13 protein-coding genes are annotated in these 14,588 nt (G+C 52.9%); 12 read left to right on the forward strand and 1 reads right to left on the reverse strand.

Features of this window, described 5'->3' with window-relative positions:
- Positions 1 to 7 precede the first annotated feature (7 nt).
- From PMPD1_RS09970 to PMPD1_RS09990, 5 genes are read left to right on the forward strand one after another with little or no spacing between them, the layout of a single operon-like run.
- The gene (locus PMPD1_RS09970; RefSeq protein ID WP_173633890.1) at positions 8 to 1,114 is read left to right on the forward strand and encodes a C45 family autoproteolytic acyltransferase/hydrolase; all 1,107 of its coding nucleotides are present in this window, start codon (positions 8 to 10) and stop codon (positions 1,112 to 1,114) included.
- A 15-nt stretch (positions 1,115 to 1,129) separates the two neighbouring features.
- Positions 1,130 to 2,683, forward strand: a complete 1,554-nt coding sequence (locus PMPD1_RS09975; RefSeq protein ID WP_173633891.1) for an ABC transporter substrate-binding protein — start codon at positions 1,130 to 1,132, stop codon at positions 2,681 to 2,683.
- A gap of 14 nt (positions 2,684 to 2,697) precedes the next feature.
- A complete protein-coding gene (locus PMPD1_RS09980) occupies positions 2,698 to 3,639 on the forward strand; it encodes an ABC transporter permease (protein ID WP_173633892.1) in 942 nt (313 codons plus the stop codon).
- The gene (locus PMPD1_RS09985) at positions 3,639 to 4,457 is read left to right on the forward strand and encodes an ABC transporter permease (RefSeq protein WP_173633893.1); all 819 of its coding nucleotides are present in this window, start codon (positions 3,639 to 3,641) and stop codon (positions 4,455 to 4,457) included. The genes PMPD1_RS09980 and PMPD1_RS09985 overlap by 1 nt, the downstream gene beginning before the upstream one ends.
- A complete protein-coding gene (locus PMPD1_RS09990) occupies positions 4,457 to 6,100 on the forward strand; it encodes an ABC transporter ATP-binding protein (protein WP_173633894.1) in 1,644 nt (547 codons plus the stop codon). Before PMPD1_RS09985 ends, PMPD1_RS09990 begins: the two co-directional genes overlap by 1 nt.
- Positions 6,101 to 6,109: 9 nt before the next feature.
- Here the strand turns inward: PMPD1_RS09990 and PMPD1_RS09995 are convergent, their stop codons facing one another.
- Complete coding sequence (locus PMPD1_RS09995; RefSeq protein ID WP_173633895.1) at positions 6,110 to 6,883, reverse strand: IclR family transcriptional regulator; 774 nt, start codon at positions 6,881 to 6,883, stop codon at positions 6,110 to 6,112.
- A 242-nt stretch (positions 6,884 to 7,125) separates the two neighbouring features.
- Here PMPD1_RS09995 and PMPD1_RS10000 point away from each other — a divergent pair, with 242 nt between their 5' ends.
- The 7 genes from PMPD1_RS10000 (at position 7,126) to kdpA (ending at position 14,537) form a co-directional block, all read left to right on the forward strand.
- Positions 7,126 to 7,881: an IclR family transcriptional regulator gene (locus tag PMPD1_RS10000; RefSeq protein WP_173633896.1), complete on the forward strand. Its 756-nt coding sequence runs from the start codon at positions 7,126 to 7,128 to the stop codon at positions 7,879 to 7,881.
- An 83-nt stretch (positions 7,882 to 7,964) separates the two neighbouring features.
- Complete coding sequence (locus PMPD1_RS10005) at positions 7,965 to 9,149, forward strand: CaiB/BaiF CoA transferase family protein (RefSeq protein ID WP_173633897.1); 1,185 nt, start codon at positions 7,965 to 7,967, stop codon at positions 9,147 to 9,149.
- 7 nt (positions 9,150 to 9,156) lie between these two features.
- Positions 9,157 to 9,924 carry an enoyl-CoA hydratase/isomerase family protein gene (locus tag PMPD1_RS10010; protein WP_173633898.1) on the forward strand — a complete coding sequence of 256 codons (768 nt, stop codon included), beginning with the start codon at positions 9,157 to 9,159 and terminating at the stop codon, positions 9,922 to 9,924.
- Between the two features lie 69 nt (positions 9,925 to 9,993).
- On the forward strand, positions 9,994 to 11,271 hold the full coding sequence (locus PMPD1_RS10015; protein WP_173633899.1) for an MFS transporter: 1,278 nt from the start codon (positions 9,994 to 9,996) through the stop codon (positions 11,269 to 11,271).
- Positions 11,272 to 11,423: 152 nt separating this feature from the next.
- A complete protein-coding gene (locus tag PMPD1_RS10020; protein WP_173633900.1) occupies positions 11,424 to 12,500 on the forward strand; it encodes a glycoside hydrolase family 88 protein in 1,077 nt (358 codons plus the stop codon).
- 286 nt (positions 12,501 to 12,786) lie between these two features.
- Positions 12,787 to 12,852 carry a K(+)-transporting ATPase subunit F gene (gene kdpF, locus PMPD1_RS10025; protein ID WP_354292896.1) on the forward strand — a complete coding sequence of 22 codons (66 nt, stop codon included), beginning with the start codon at positions 12,787 to 12,789 and terminating at the stop codon, positions 12,850 to 12,852.
- Positions 12,852 to 14,537 (forward strand): potassium-transporting ATPase subunit KdpA, encoded by a 1,686-nt coding sequence (kdpA, locus tag PMPD1_RS10030; protein WP_173633902.1) that lies wholly within the window; start codon positions 12,852 to 12,854, stop codon positions 14,535 to 14,537. Before kdpF ends, kdpA begins: the two co-directional genes overlap by 1 nt.
- Positions 14,538 to 14,588: the final 51 nt, after the last annotated feature.

A 14,588-nucleotide genomic window follows, 5' to 3' on the forward strand; every position in this document is an offset into this window, starting at 1 on the left:
CGCCATTATGACGCAACCGTTCCCCCTGATTGAGATTAGCGGCTCGCCTTTTGTGCGCGGTCAGCAATACGGCGAGCAGGCGCGAACACGCATTCACGCCAGCGTTGCAATCTATGGCGATCAGTTGGATGACCTGCAGATCAGCGCGCCGCAACGCCACCAGTTAATTGATGGATTTAGCGCGCTCATCCGCGACTTTGATGCCGATTACCTGGAAGAAATGCGCGGTATTGCCGAAGGCGCCAATGTTCCGCTGGAAGCGATTGTAATGATTAACGCCCGCACGGAAGTGATCGCGCAGGCGCGTCGCTTGCAGGATTACGCCACTCCGCATGACAACCAGATTAAAGATGGCTGTAGCGGCGCGGTCATTTTGCCCGCCCGTAGCGCACACGGGAAACTGATTCACGGGCAAAACTGGGATTGGCGCGCAGAGTGTGCGGAAAGCTCGGTGGTGGTGAGGATTCGCCGCGACAACGGGCCGGATGTCTTGACATTTGTTGAAGCCGGCGGGCTGGCGCGTAGCGGTATGAACAGCACAGGTATTGCCATCACCGCTAACTATCTACGCTGCGAGCGTGACTATACGCAGCGCGGTGTACCGCTGTCGCTAATTCGGCGTAAAGCGCTGGAGCAGCAGCATATGGCATTGGCGATGCGCGTGGTGGCTACCACGCCGAAGTCTTGCTCCAACAATATGATTTTAAGCACTAAAGAGGGCTTTGCTATCGATTTCGAATGCGCGCCGGACGAGTGTTTTACCCTCTATCCGCAGGAGGGGTTGCTGGTACATGCCAATCATTGGGAGAGCCTGGCGGCGCGCTGCAAAGTACGTGAAGAAGGTATCGAAGCCTCGCCGGATTCTCTCTATCGCAGTTGGCGCGTAAGCCAATTACTGGCGAAAACCGCGTTGCCGGATGAAGAGACGATGAAGCAAGCCTTTTTTGATGATTTTGGCGCGCCTTATTCCGTCTGTCGTCCGCCAAGACCGGGGTTTAGCAGCGATTTGTCGGCAACGGTAGCCATGATTGTGATGACGCCAGCGGATGGTGTGATGGATGTTGCGCCGCTTCCGGCGATCAACAAAACCTTTACGCGCTATTCGCTTGATTAACTGTGAGAGGGCTGTATGAAAAAAAGATTAACCGGCGTCGCGATTGTTGCCCCGTTATTACTGGCGCAGCCATTGCAGGCAGCCGACAACAGCGTTATTCATTTTGCGTTAAACCAGGATATTCGTAGCAGTCAACCCGGCGTCAACCGCGATGGCAATACTGATGATGTGCTAATGCATGTGGTGGAAGGATTGGTGGGCTACCGTGAGGATGGTACCGTCGGGCCGATGCTGGCAGCGGGCTGGAAAGTCTCCGATGCGGGCAAAACCTACACCTTTACGTTACGTGATGGGGTGAAATTTCATAATGGTGACCCTGTAACGTCTAACGATGTGGTCTGGAGCTGGCAGCATTGGACCGCTCCGAAAACGCAGTGGCGCTGTTTACGCGAGTTTGATGGCAGCGGCCTGATTCACGTTACCTCGGTGAGCGCGCCCGATGCTAAAACAGTGGTCATGAAGCTGGAAAAACCGGTAGCGCTATTCCTTGACTCGCTGGCACGGACCGACTGCGGTGCCGCTGCGGTTATCAGCCCGAAATCGGTGGATGCCAATGGTAAATGGATAAAGCCGATTGGCACCGGGCCGTTTAGCTTTGGCACATGGAAACACGGCGAATACGTCTCCTTAATGCGCTTTGCCGATTATGCGTCGCTGCCGGGTAAACCGAATGGCTTTGTCGGCGGTAAAAAGGCGCTGGTCGATGAGGTCCGTTTTATGGCGGTACCGGATGCCGCTACGGTGAAAGCCGGCCTCAGTTCAGGCGCTATTGAGGTGGCGCAGGTGAGCCCTATTGATGCCAGCGATCTAAAAAAAGATGCCAACATCGGTATTGAAGTCGCGGCCAATGCGCAACGCCACGGGCTGTTGATTCAGACCAACGATCCATTGCTAAAAAACGTCAAACTGCGGCAAGCCATCGCTTCCGCGTTAGATACACAGCAAATTGCGCTGGGTACCAGCCAAGGCATGGCGACGCCAAGCAATTCCAATATCTCGACCGCCTCGGCGTTTTACACCGCAGTGGAAAAACAGGGGTATCGCTACGATCCGACACAAACCGCCCGCTTGTTGAAAGCGGCGGGTTATCACGGGCAAACCATCGAAATCATCGCCAATAAGCGCTCAACCGTACCGAGCTTTGATATGGCGATTATCGCCCAGGCGATGTTACAGGCGGCGGGTATTAATGCCAAAGTCACCACCATGGAGTGGGCAACGCAACTGGAGCGTTATCAGTCCGGGCGCTACCAGATGATGGCCTTCACCTATTCAGCGCGCTTTAACCCGGCGCTGGCGTTTGAGCAAATTGTTGGCGATAAAACCAAGCAAACCCGCAAAGTCTGGGGCGATCCGCAGGCGATTAAGCTGACCGATAGCCTGGCGTATATGGATGATAAAAGCCAAATCCAAACCACGGTAGACGCACTGCATAAGCAGATGATTGAACAGGTTCCGCTGATTGTGTTCTATCCGGGGCTGGATATTGTCGCACACCGTAAAAACATTAGCGGCTATAAAGCCTGGCTGGCTGCGGCGGTCAGATTATGGAATGTCTCCAAAGCCTGAGGTAAGGAGCGCGCATGTTGCAATTTCTTTTCGCCCGCATCATGGCGGCGATCCCGACGCTGCTGTTGGTCACGGTACTGGTGTTTCTGCTTACCCGCCTGGTGCCGGGCGATCCGGCGCTATTAATGCTCGGCGATATGGCGACCGAATCCAGCCTGGCGGATTTGCGTCATAGCATGGGCCTCGATCAGGGGCTGCTACAACAGTTTCTGATCTGGTTCGGCCAAGTGTTGCATGGCAATTTCGGACAGTCGATTCAGACCGGTCAGGCGGTGCTGCCGCTCATTTTACAGCGCTTTGGCGTCACCTTAAGCGTGGTATTGGCGGCGATTGTGATCGCCTCGTTGCTGGCGGTCCCCGCCGGGATGCTGGCGGCCTGGAAGCAGAATTCGAAATGGGATATTGGGCTGGTAATGTTCTCCACCTTCCTGCTTTCGATTCCCAGTTTTTGGATGGGGTTACTGATCTTATTGACGCTGGGTCTGAGCCTGGGCTGGTTGCCGGTGGTGGGCTACGTCTCGGTTACCGATAACCTGCAACAGGGCGTGCTGTATCTGCTAATGCCAGTGCTGACGCTGGTATTAGTTGAGATCGGCGCACTGGTGCGGATGATGCGTGCCAGTACGCTGGAAGTACTGCGGTTGGATTATGTCTCGCACGCACGGGCGAAAGGGCTACGCGAGCGCACCGTGCTGTCGCGTCATGTGTTTCCGAATGCATTTGGCCCCACCTGGACGCTAATTGGCCTCACGTTGGGTAATTTACTGAGTGGTGTCGCGGTCACCGAAACGGTGTTCAGCCTGCCGGGGTTGGGCAGATTATTAGTGGATTCGATTTACGCGCGTGACTACCCGGTCATTCAGGGCTGCATGCTGTTTATCGCCACGCTGTATGTGCTAACCAATTTGGTGATTGATGCGCTCTATCCACTGTTTAATCCGAGGGTTTCCGCCTGATGAAAAGACGCATGGCAATCGCCCCCAATGCGCTACTGGGATTGATCTTAATTGGCCTGATAGTGACTGCGGGCGTGATGGGGTTTTTCTGGACGCCTTCCGATCCGGGACGAATTAATATTCTGGCGCGTCTACAAGGGCCGACATTTGCTCACTGGTTGGGCACCGATGAGTATGGTCGTGACGTATTAAGTCGCCTGTTATTAGGTGCCAGTGCCAGCCTCTCGATTTCGGTGATTACGGTGAGCTTCGCCTTACTGGTCGGCATTTTGCTCGGGCTGGTCAGCGGCTATCTGCGTGGCATCATTGATCGACTAATTATGATGGTGACCGATACGTTATTGGCTTTTCCAGGCATTTTGCTGGCGCTGGGTTTGCTGAGTATTTTAGGCAACAACCGCTACGGCATTATTCTCGCGCTGGGGCTGGCTTATACCCCATCGGTGGTGCGTATTGTGCGCGGTACGGTGATGGAGCTACGCGAAGCGGATTTTGTCGCCGCATCGCGGGTGATGGGGCATAGCGAATGGGCGATTCTGCGCCGCCATGTGTTGCCTAACTGTATCGCGCCGCTGACGGTGCTGGCGACCTCAATGCTGGGCTGGGTGCTGATCTCCGAGAGTGCGTTATCTTTTCTGGGGCTTGGCGTACCGCCGCCGGAGCCTACCTGGGGCAATATGCTGGCGGCCAGCCGAACCTATTTGGCGCAGGCGCCCTGGCTGGCGCTGCTGCCGGGGGCGTGTATTTCGCTGGCGCTATTGGGCGTTAACCTGTTGGGTGACGCATTACGTGATTACCTCGATCCAAGGATGCAGTGATGAAAACGCCGAATCGTGCTTTATTGCAGGTGGAAAATCTGCGTGTGAGCATCAATGAGCGCCAGGTGGTGAAGGGGATCTCTTTCTCGCTGGCGGAACGCGAAGTGCTGGCGGTAGTCGGTGAATCTGGCAGCGGGAAAACGCTGGCGATGCGTGCATTAATGCGTTTGTTGCCGACCGGTGTTGCCTTCGACGCCGCTGCCTTGTGTTTCGACGGGACAAGTTTGCTGGGCCTCAGCGGCGAACAGTTGCGGGCAGTGCGCGGTGCCCGCATCGGCATGGTGTTCCAGGAGCCGATGACTTCGCTCAATCCGGCAATGACGATTGGCCGTCAGTTGGATGAAGGGCTGGCGTTGCATACCTCCCTTAACGCCGCCGCGCGGCGCGAGAAAATTGTCGCGATGCTGGAGCGTGTGGGGTTACCCGAAGCTGAGAGCTTACTGAATCGCTACCCTCATGAGTTCTCGGGCGGCATGCGTCAGCGCGTGATGATTGCCTCCGTCATGCTGCCAGAGCCAAAACTGATTATCGCCGATGAGCCAACTACCGCCCTCGACGTGTTGGTACAACATGAAGTGATGGCGTTGATGCTTTCGCTAACTGCGGAAAAAGGCAGCGCGGTGATCCTGATTAGTCACGATTTATCGATGGTGGCGAACTACGCCTCGCGCATTATGGTGATGGAGCAGGGCGAATTGGTGGAGCAGAATACCAGCGGAGCACTGCTGGCGCAGCCGCAGCATCCCTATACCCGACGTCTGTTGGAGGCTCTGCCGGTTCGCCAGCCAGCGCCAGATCGTCAAAAGCTGTTAGCCGCCGAAAGTATTATCGCGCTGCATAACGTGGATATTACCTACCGCGGGCGCAAGGCGTGGTTTAAGCCTGCGACCGTGACTGCCGCTGTCAAAGGCGTCAGTTTTAACGTGCGTGCCGGGGAAACCGTGGCATTAGTGGGCGCCAGCGGTTCCGGTAAGACTACTCTCGGCAAGCTGATTGCCGGGATGTTATCCGCCAGCGCGGGTACCCTGGCGTATAAAGGACGTTCGCTTGCGCAGGCCAGCAAAGCAGAACGCCGGGCGTGGCGGCGGGATTGCCAGCTTATTCAGCAAGATCCGTTTTCGTCACTCAATCCGCGCCTGCGTATCGCCCAGATTTTGGAAGAGCCGATCCTGCTGGTGGAGACCATGAACCGCAGCGCAAGACAACAACGGGTACGTGAAGTGTTGGAAGAGGTCGGGCTGGCTGATATGTTTTTGAGCCGTTATCCGCATCAACTTTCCGGCGGGCAGCGACAGCGGGTAGCGATCGCCCGTGCGATTATTCGGCGACCGGCGTTTATTATCGCCGATGAACCGACATCCGCGCTGGATATGACGGTGCAAAAACAGATCCTGCAATTATTAAAACGTTTGCAAGCGCATTATGGGTTTGCCTGCTTATTTATTACCCATGACTTGGGGGCGGTAGAGCAAATTGCCGACCGAATAATGGTAATGGAGCAAGGTAAACTGGTAGAAAGCGGCTGGAGCGATGAGGTATTGGATGCTCCGCAGCACCCTTATACCCAGCGTCTGCTCAACTGCCTCCCGGCGCTAAAACCGCTGGCGGGCGGCGGCTACCAATTACGGCAAAAAAGCGCGTAATGGCATGAATTAATATAAGGCGGCGGCGTGCATGGCGTGATTGCCGAGCCGCCTGGCAATCTCAAGCCGGGTCTCCTGTAGCGCAGGCAAGTATTGGCGGATGCGCGCATCGGTCATATGGGCCACAGTGCCGGAAATACAAAGCGCCAGCGGCGCGCTATTGGCCGCGGTAAGCAGCGGAATGGCAATCCCGCGTAATCCTTTTTCCGCTTCCTGATCGTCAATCGCATAACCTGCCTGCGCCACCGTTTGCAGTTGTTGCAATAATTCGCTACGGGTGGCGATGGTCTGCGGCGTTCGTGTTAGCAAGGTTTCCTGCGGGTAGAGTTCCATCAGGCGCGGAAGGGGCAGCGTCGCGAGCATACATTTGCCGGTTGAGGTGCAGTGGGCGGGCATACGCAGCCCTTCGGCGATCGAAAAACCGTAAAAATCTTGTGTGGTGACGCGCGAAAGATAAATCACCTCGGCATCGGTTAAGGTGGCAAGTTGCACCGTTTCTTCGACCTGCTCGCTGAGTTTCTTCATCCATGGCAGCACCACGGCGTGCGTCACAATACGCGACTGATACAGCATACCCAGTTCGTAATTAATATGTCCGAGCGAGTAAAGCCGCGACTTCGCATCCTGCTGCAACAGTTTTTCCGCTTCAAGCGTTTTCACCAACCCATGCACCGTCGTTTTGCTCAGGTTCATCAGCGCGGCCATTTTGGCGATCGACAATGTTTCGTGTTCGCGGAACAGTTTTAAAATGGCGGATGCTCTGGCAACGCTCTGTATGGACATTTTAACCTCCTGATTAGCAGGCTATAGTAGCAAAATCGCCATCAATGTAATCCCTCTTATCGACCTGGCGCGCGTTTAGCGGAGGCGGCGAGGTTATCAGTAGAATTTCGTCCATCGTTATTCACCCATTTCGATCGGTATCACAAAAATTAACCCTGCCAGGCGAAAGTTCTGGCATTTTTTTGCGCTGACCATTAAATGATCGGTACGACATTGTTGAACGAGGTTCAGAAAGTAAACGGATGAATAAAACCATTGAGCGGACGGTTCGCATTCTTGAGTTCATTGCAAAAAGTCGTGAACCCGTCACCATGGCGGAAGTACGCAACGCGCTGGATCTTCCGAAAAGCAGCGCGTCGGATATTTTTAATTCATTGCTGGATTTGGCTATTTTACGGTTGGACGATAGCGGTTATGCAACCTTAACCGCCGGCGCGCGCTTTTATGACATTAGCGCCGGGTTTATCGCCAAAAACGATCTGATTTCCGTCAGTAATGAAGTGTGCGTTGGGTTGGCAAAAGAGACCGGTAAGTTAGTTTGCCTGACGCTGTTTAATGACAATGAGATGGTGTTGCTGGAGAAGATTAGCGGCAGCGATATTGTTCAACCGCAGTTGAATGGTTTGCCAAAATTCTCCCTGAGCCAAAGCGCCAGTGGCAAAGCGATTTTAGCCGCCAGTAGCCGTCGGCAAATTGGGCAATTGCTACCCGCGCCGCTGGATAGGGAGCTGTATCCTGAGTTAATGCAGGTGGCCACCGACGGTTATGCGATAAGTCATGAACTGCCTGATTTATCGACTATTGCGGCGCCGGTGTTGCAGTCAAGCGGCGAGCCGCTGGCAGCGATTTGCATCATTGATTTTGATTTTCGGCTGGATAGCGCGGAGCAAAAGCGGCTGGGCGATAAAATTGCCGCTGCGGCGCTGACTGCCTCTCGGCAGATCGGGTTTAAAGGGTTACGGCTCTGCCAGGACCCGCAACTCTTCCGGCAGCACTGAAGTAAAACCTGACCGTTTAGACGGTCATTTTTAGCAAAATTACTCCGAACTGCATTCGGTAATATCGAACGATTGAGGTGGCTATGTTAGAAGGTGTGAAAGTTCTCAGTTTTACCCACTACTTACAGGGGCCTTCTGCGGCGCAAATGTTGGCAGATTTAGGCGCAGATGTGGTGAAAATTGAGTCACCGAAAGGGGCTTATGAGCGCTCATGGTCCGGTTGCGATACCTATGTAAATGGGGTCAGCGTGTTTTTCCTGTTAGCCAATCGCAATCAACGCGGCATGGCGATAGACCTGAAGTCCGAGAGCGGCAGGCAGGTTATTTACGATCTGATCAGCCAATACGATGTGATTATTGAAAATTTTAAGCCTGGCGTAATGGATCGATTGGGGCTGGGCTATGAAACGGTTAAAAAGATTAATCCGCGCATCGTGTACTGCTCCTGTACCGGATATGGTTCAGCCGGCCCTAAGGCGAAAGAGCCGGGGCAAGATTTAATGGCGCAGAGTATTAGTGGACTGGCGGAATTAAATGGGCCGGGCTCCCATCCTCCGATGCCGGTAGGAACGGCGATTGTTGATCAGCATGGTGCGGCGTTGGCCGCGCTGGGTATTATCGCGGCGGTTTTCAATCGGGAAAAAAGCGGGCAGGGACATAAAGTCGATGCCTGTTTGCTCCACTCAGCGCTCGATCTGCAAATTGAACCGTTGAACTATTTCCTGAATGGCGGCCAGTTAACGCCGCGTGCGGATACCGGTTTATCCAGCCGTTTTCATCAAAGTCCGTATGGCATTTATGAAACCCGTGACGGCTATATTTCTCTCTCATTAACGCCATTTGAACGTTTAAAAGCGGTGTTCAGCCCGCAAGCGCTGGCAGGGTTTAGCGCGCCGGACCAAATGCGCCAGCGGCTGGATTTTGACGCCTGTGTCGCGGCGGAAATGCGTACCAAAACCACCGCAGAATGGACCGCATTATTCAAACAGGAGGGCATTTGGCATGCGCCGGTCAATGAATATGCGCAAGTGGTGGAAGATGAACAGGTGCAATTTAATCAGGCTTTCCTGACCATGGATCATCCGGTTGCCGGTCAGGTGCGCGTGCTGGGCCATCCCAATCATTACGATGGTAAACCGTTGCCGTTACGTCGGTTACCGCCCGAACTGGGGGAACACAGCGAGGAAGTGCTGTTGGAACTGGGCTATTCGCCAGAAAAGGTCGCCGAACTGTTGGCGAATAATGTTATTACCACTCATCAAGAGTAACTATGTTATGTCACTGATTACTTATGAAACCAATGGCGCGGTTGCCGTCGTTACGCTAAATAATCCACCGTTAAATTTGGTCACGCTTGCGTTATCAAAACAGTTGCGGGAAACGCTACAGTCGCTGGATGCGGATGAAGCGGTGCGGGTTATCGTGTTAACCGGTTCGGGGCAAAAAGCGTTTTGCGTCGGGTCGGATATTAAGGAGTTTCCTGAAGTTTGGGACAATGTTATTGAAAAGAAACTTCAGAAAGAGAATGAAACCTTTAATACCATCGAATTTTTAAGTAAACCGGTCATTGCGGCGATGGAAGGCGTGGTGTGCGGCGGCGGCTTCGAAATGGCAATGGCGTGTGATTTACGGGTTTTATCCGCCAACGGCAAAATAGCGTTGCCGGAAATTAATCTTGGCGTATTTCCCGGCAGCGGCGGGTTATTTCGTTTGCCAAAACTTATCGGTGCGGCACGCGCGGTAGAGTTGATGATGACCGGAGAGTTTGTTGAGGCGCAGCAATGCCTGGCATGGGGGATGGTAAACCGCCTGGCGCCTGCCGGTTCGGTGCTAGACGTGGCGGTCAGTTTAGCGCAACAGATAGCGTTAAAACCACATGAAGCGATTAAGTTAATTAAACAAGGGGTGCGAGAAATTGGTATGCAACCCACCGATCAGTGCTTCCTGAAAAATTTACGCTTTAGTGAAAATATTTTCCGCACCGCCGACTGTGCGGAAGGGGTGGCGGCCTTTCTGGAAAAAAGGGAGGCGAAGTTCTTATAAAAAAACTGAAAATAATCATCTCAGTAAAAAAATAAAACGATCCTCTTAAATTCTATTGAGGTTAGCAAGATGAATACATTACCTGTACGCCGTTGGTTTTATATTATGCCAACGATTTTTATCACCTACAGTTTGTCTTATCTCGATAAAGCAAACTACAGTTTTGCTTCGGCCGCCGGTATCGGCAACGATCTGGGGATTGATCCATCAATGGCTTCATTGATAGGCGCGCTGTTTTTCCTCGGCTATTTTACCTTACAAATCCCCGGCGGAATGCTGGCGGAAAAATGGAGCGTGCGCAAATTACTGACCTGGAGTTTAGTGGTCTGGGGGCTTTGCGCGACGTTAACCGGCTTAGTGACCAACGTCACCTCGCTGATTGTTATCCGTTTTATGCTTGGCGTGGTGGAAGCCATTGTCACTCCCTGTTTGCTCATTTTGGTTTCGCGCTGGTTTAGCCATACTGAACGCTCTAAAGCCAACACGTTATTTCTGTTGGGTAACCCGGTAACGGTGCTATGGATGTCGATTCTCTCCGGCTGGTTAGTTGAACGCTGGGGCTGGCGGCATATGTTCGTCATTGAAGGGATCCCTGCCGTGCTGTGGGCGGTGGTTTGGTGGTACGTCATCCGCGATAAGCCTGAACAGGCGAACTGGTTGAACGCCGACGAAAAAGCGGCAATTGGTCAGGCGCTGGCCAATGAGCAAAAAAGTAAGGAAGTGATGACCAATTGGCGCGAAGTGTTTCGTTCTGCCAATGTCATTAAACTGGCAGGGTGGATGTTTTTCCAGAGCATTGGTTTTTACGGTTTTTTGATGTGGCTACCGTCAATTTTACATTCCGGCGCGATCTCCATGTCTGAAACCGGCTTGCTCTCTTCATTGCCGTATGGCTTAGCGGCTATTTTCATGTTAATTGCCGCCTGGCTGAGTGATAAGTATCAAAAGCGCGTGGCATTTGTTGCCTGGCCTATTTTTATCGCCGCCTGCTGTTTCTTTGCGCTGGCCTTGCTTGGCAATACGCATTTTTGGGTCTCTTATCTTCTGCTGGTGGTGACGGGCATTTGCCTGTATGTCCCTTTTGGCCCCTTTTTCGCGCTGGTGCATGATGTGTTACCAACCTCAATGGTGGGAGGCGCGGGTGGAATGATCAATAGTATGGCTGCAGTGGGCGCCTTTATCGGGTCTTATTTAGTGGGGATGTTGAATGGCATTACAAATTCAACCAATTCATCTTATTACTTAATGGCGGCCAGTTTAGGGATCTCCGTTATATTCGGTCTCTCGATTAAGCAAAAAAAAGTCATTGAAAGTGAACCGCTACGTCGTCGATCCGGTATGGCGTAATAATCTACGTGCGATGGGTTTATTATTCTCCTTAAGAGAATAGGGTTCATCATATTATTATCAGGGTAAATATCACGGTTATTTTTGCCAGGCTACTTTATTAAAAGCAGTACGGATATTGCTGCATGACTATCCGGCTGAATGAGGATTTTATGAATTGGTTATCTGATGCAATAGATAAATGTCTTGCTAAAACGCAGGCTAATGTGGAGCAATTTACCGATTTTCCACATATTACCGAGCAGGGAAAATATGTTTTTACGCCAGATGGCGTGTGGACCGGCGGTTTTTGGACCGGTATTCTGTGGCTTGCTTATCAGCGGAATCCATCGCCAGCGCTATTAACCGCTGCGACGCACTTTACCGACCGATTGTTACCGCGCGCTCATGATCGGCGTAACCATGATCTGGGCTTTATGTTTTATCCTGGCGCAATTGCCGGGTGGCGGCTTACCCAGCGTTCGGACTATAAGCAGGCCGCGCTGACCGCAGCGAATAGCCTGGCGGCGCAATTTAACGCGCGTGCCGGTTTTATTCCCGGCTGGGGTTTTTTTGGCGGGGAAGAGTGGTCAACCTCAGTGCTGATCGATACGTTAATGAACCTTCCGCTATTGGCCTGGGCGGTGAAAAATGGCGGCGACCCGGCCTTATTGGCGGTGATTGAGCAGCATACCGCGACCGCGCTGGCGCATCATTTGCGGGCGAATGGCTCGGTATTTCATGTCTACCATTTTACCGAGGAAGGCGTGGGCATTCGCGGCGATACCTATCAGGGGCTGGCGGCACAGAGTAGTTGGGCGCGCGGGCAAGGCTGGGCGATTACTGGCTTAGCCTTGCTGGCCGATGCGCTGAATAATCATCATTATTTGGCAACAGCAGAAAAAGTCGCCGACTTTATTTTATCGCACCTGCCGCCCGACCATATTCCAAAATGGGATTATGACGATCCACAGCCCAATGCGCCGAAAGATGCCTCGGCTGGCGCTATTAGCGCCTATGGTTTATTACGCTTATATCGGCTCAGCGGGAAAGAACGCTATAAAACCGCCGCCACGGCGATGCTGAAGGCATTAGCGGCTACGTGTATTGTTGATGATAATCAAGGTCTGTTAGCGCATTCAACTGCCGATCTGCCGCATGGCTTAGGGATTGATCAAGCTACCGGCTATGGCGATTATTATTTTCTTAAGGCGTTGTATGCATTAGAAGCGATATCAGCAGCCCGGTAAACTATTGCGTAATTAAGCCGTAAATTCGTTGACTGGCGTGTTTGTTTAACTATTTTCATCAAGAGTGAATGAACACGCCTTTTTTAGAATATCAGTAACGCTTCTGAACATGCTTCTCCTCAGATAGGTATACAATTTCGCCATCCATCATGATGGCATTTTTATACTTTTTTTATACCGCGCTCGCCGATCTTGACGACATTTTTATTTCGATTTCCTTAAGCTTTAAATCCTCTCTATAAACAATACAAGGTGGCTTATCGTGAGTCCGGGATTAATTGTCGGCATGGTGCTGGTGTTCCTGTTATTAGGGTATCTTTTTTATGCTCTACTTGGGGCGGAGGAATTCTAATGGTAGCCGAAGCCTTTTTACTGCTGGCCTGTTTTCTGGCGATATTATTACTGGCGGCGCGACCGTTGGGCCACTTTATGACCGGTATGGTACTTGACCGCCCGGTCGCAGGAACCGCCGCCATCGAAACGCAATTTTGGCGCTGGTGTGGCGTCTCATCCTCGGAGATGAACTGGCGCCAATATCTGTGCGCAATCTTGTTATTTAACCTGATTGGGCTGCTGTTTCTGCTGGCTATTCTGTTGGCACAGGGGGTGTTACCGCTGAACCCGCAACGGTTGCCGGGCCTCTCTTGGCATTTGGCGTTAAACACCGCAATTAGCTTTGTCAGTAATACCAACTGGCAAGCTTATGCCGGTGAATCGACCATGAGTTATTTCAGTGAAATGGTGGGGCTGGCGGTACAAAACTTTCTCTCGGCAGCAACCGGTATCGCGGTGCTATTTGCCTTGATACGCGGTTTTGCACGCCAAACCACCGACAATCTTGGTAATGCATGGCGCGACCTGACGCGGGTGACGCTGTGGGTGTTGTTACCGCTCTCGGTGCTGATGGCGCTGTTTTTGGTCAGCCAGGGCAGCATTCAGAATTTCAGCCCGTATCTCACCTTGAGTACCCTGGAGGGCGTGCACCAAACGCTGCCCGGCGGGCCAGTCGCCTCACAGGAGGCGATCAAGATGCTAGGGACTAACGGCGGCGGCTTGTTTAATGCCAACTCCGCACATCCGTTTGAGAACCCGACGGCGTTAACCAACTTTGTTCAAATGTTGTCGATCTTGATTATTCCGGCGGCGCTCTGTTTTTCCTTTGGCGAGGCGGTACAAGATCGCCGTCAGGGCAATACGCTGCTGTGGGCAATGTCGTTAATTTTCATTGTCGCAGCGGTATTGGTGATGGCGGCGGAAGTGAAAGGCAACCCGCATTTGACAGCGTTTGGCGCCGACTCAGCGATGAATTGGGAAGGGAAAGAGAGCCGTTTCGGCATTCTGAACTCAAGCCTGTTTGCGGTGATCACTACCGCCGCCTCCTGCGGCGCGGTGAATGCGATGCATGACTCGTTTACCGCGCTGGGCGGCATGATTCCGCTGTGGCTGATGCAGTTGGGCGAAGTGGTGTTCGGCGGTGTGGGATCGGGCCTGTATGGCATGTTGATGAACGTGATTCTGGCGGTCTTTATTGCCGGGTTGATGATTGGTCGCACGCCGGAATATTTAGGCAAAAAAGTGGGCGTTGCGGAGATGAAGATGGCAGCGCTGTATATCCTGGTTACGCCTGCGTTGGTGTTGCTCGGTACTGCGCTGGCCATGATGACCGACGCAGGGCGTGCCGGTATCTTCAACCCCGGCGCGCATGGCTTCAGCGAAGTGTTGTATGCGGTTTCTTCCGCCGCCAACAATAATGGCAGCGCTTTCGGCGGCCTCTCTGCCAACACCCCCTTCTGGAACCTGCTGTTGGGTATCGCCATGTTGCTGGGCCGTTTTTTACCCTTTATTCCATTAATGGCGATCGCCGGTTCGCTGGCGGCGAGAAAAACGCAGCCCGAAAGCGTCGGGACGTTGCCGACGCATGGCGCGTTATTTGTGGCATTGATCATCGGTACCATCATGCTGGTGGGCGCGCTGACCTTCGTTCCGGCTTTGGTACTTGGGCCGGTTGTCGATTATTGGCCGTTATCTACTCATTAATTGCCGGAGAATTTTCGTATGGCGCATCAAATATCTTCCCGGCAACGTAGC

Origin of the sequence: Paramixta manurensis (assembly GCF_013285385.1) — a bacterium.
GTDB lineage: Bacteria > Pseudomonadota > Gammaproteobacteria > Enterobacterales > Enterobacteriaceae > Paramixta > Paramixta manurensis.

What these genes read in the sequence shown, in the direction of transcription:
- PMPD1_RS09970 (WP_173633890.1), top strand. Translation starts at nt 8, where the DNA reads ATGACGCAACCGTTCCCCCTGATTGAGATTAGCGGCTCGCCTTTTGTG.
- PMPD1_RS10005 (WP_173633897.1), top strand. Translation starts at nt 7,965, where the DNA reads ATGTTAGAAGGTGTGAAAGTTCTCAGTTTTACCCACTACTTACAGGGG.
- PMPD1_RS09985 (WP_173633893.1), top strand. Translation starts at nt 3,639, where the DNA reads ATGAAAAGACGCATGGCAATCGCCCCCAATGCGCTACTGGGATTGATC.
- kdpA (WP_173633902.1), top strand. Translation starts at nt 12,852, where the DNA reads ATGGTAGCCGAAGCCTTTTTACTGCTGGCCTGTTTTCTGGCGATATTA.
- PMPD1_RS09980 (WP_173633892.1), top strand. Translation starts at nt 2,698, where the DNA reads ATGTTGCAATTTCTTTTCGCCCGCATCATGGCGGCGATCCCGACGCTG.
- PMPD1_RS10015 (WP_173633899.1), top strand. Translation starts at nt 9,994, where the DNA reads ATGAATACATTACCTGTACGCCGTTGGTTTTATATTATGCCAACGATT.
- PMPD1_RS09975 (WP_173633891.1), top strand. Translation starts at nt 1,130, where the DNA reads ATGAAAAAAAGATTAACCGGCGTCGCGATTGTTGCCCCGTTATTACTG.
- PMPD1_RS10020 (WP_173633900.1), top strand. Translation starts at nt 11,424, where the DNA reads ATGAATTGGTTATCTGATGCAATAGATAAATGTCTTGCTAAAACGCAG.
- PMPD1_RS09995 (WP_173633895.1), bottom strand. Translation starts at nt 6,883, where the DNA reads ATGTCCATACAGAGCGTTGCCAGAGCATCCGCCATTTTAAAACTGTTC.
- PMPD1_RS10000 (WP_173633896.1), top strand. Translation starts at nt 7,126, where the DNA reads ATGAATAAAACCATTGAGCGGACGGTTCGCATTCTTGAGTTCATTGCA.
- PMPD1_RS09990 (WP_173633894.1), top strand. Translation starts at nt 4,457, where the DNA reads ATGAAAACGCCGAATCGTGCTTTATTGCAGGTGGAAAATCTGCGTGTG.
- PMPD1_RS10010 (WP_173633898.1), top strand. Translation starts at nt 9,157, where the DNA reads ATGTCACTGATTACTTATGAAACCAATGGCGCGGTTGCCGTCGTTACG.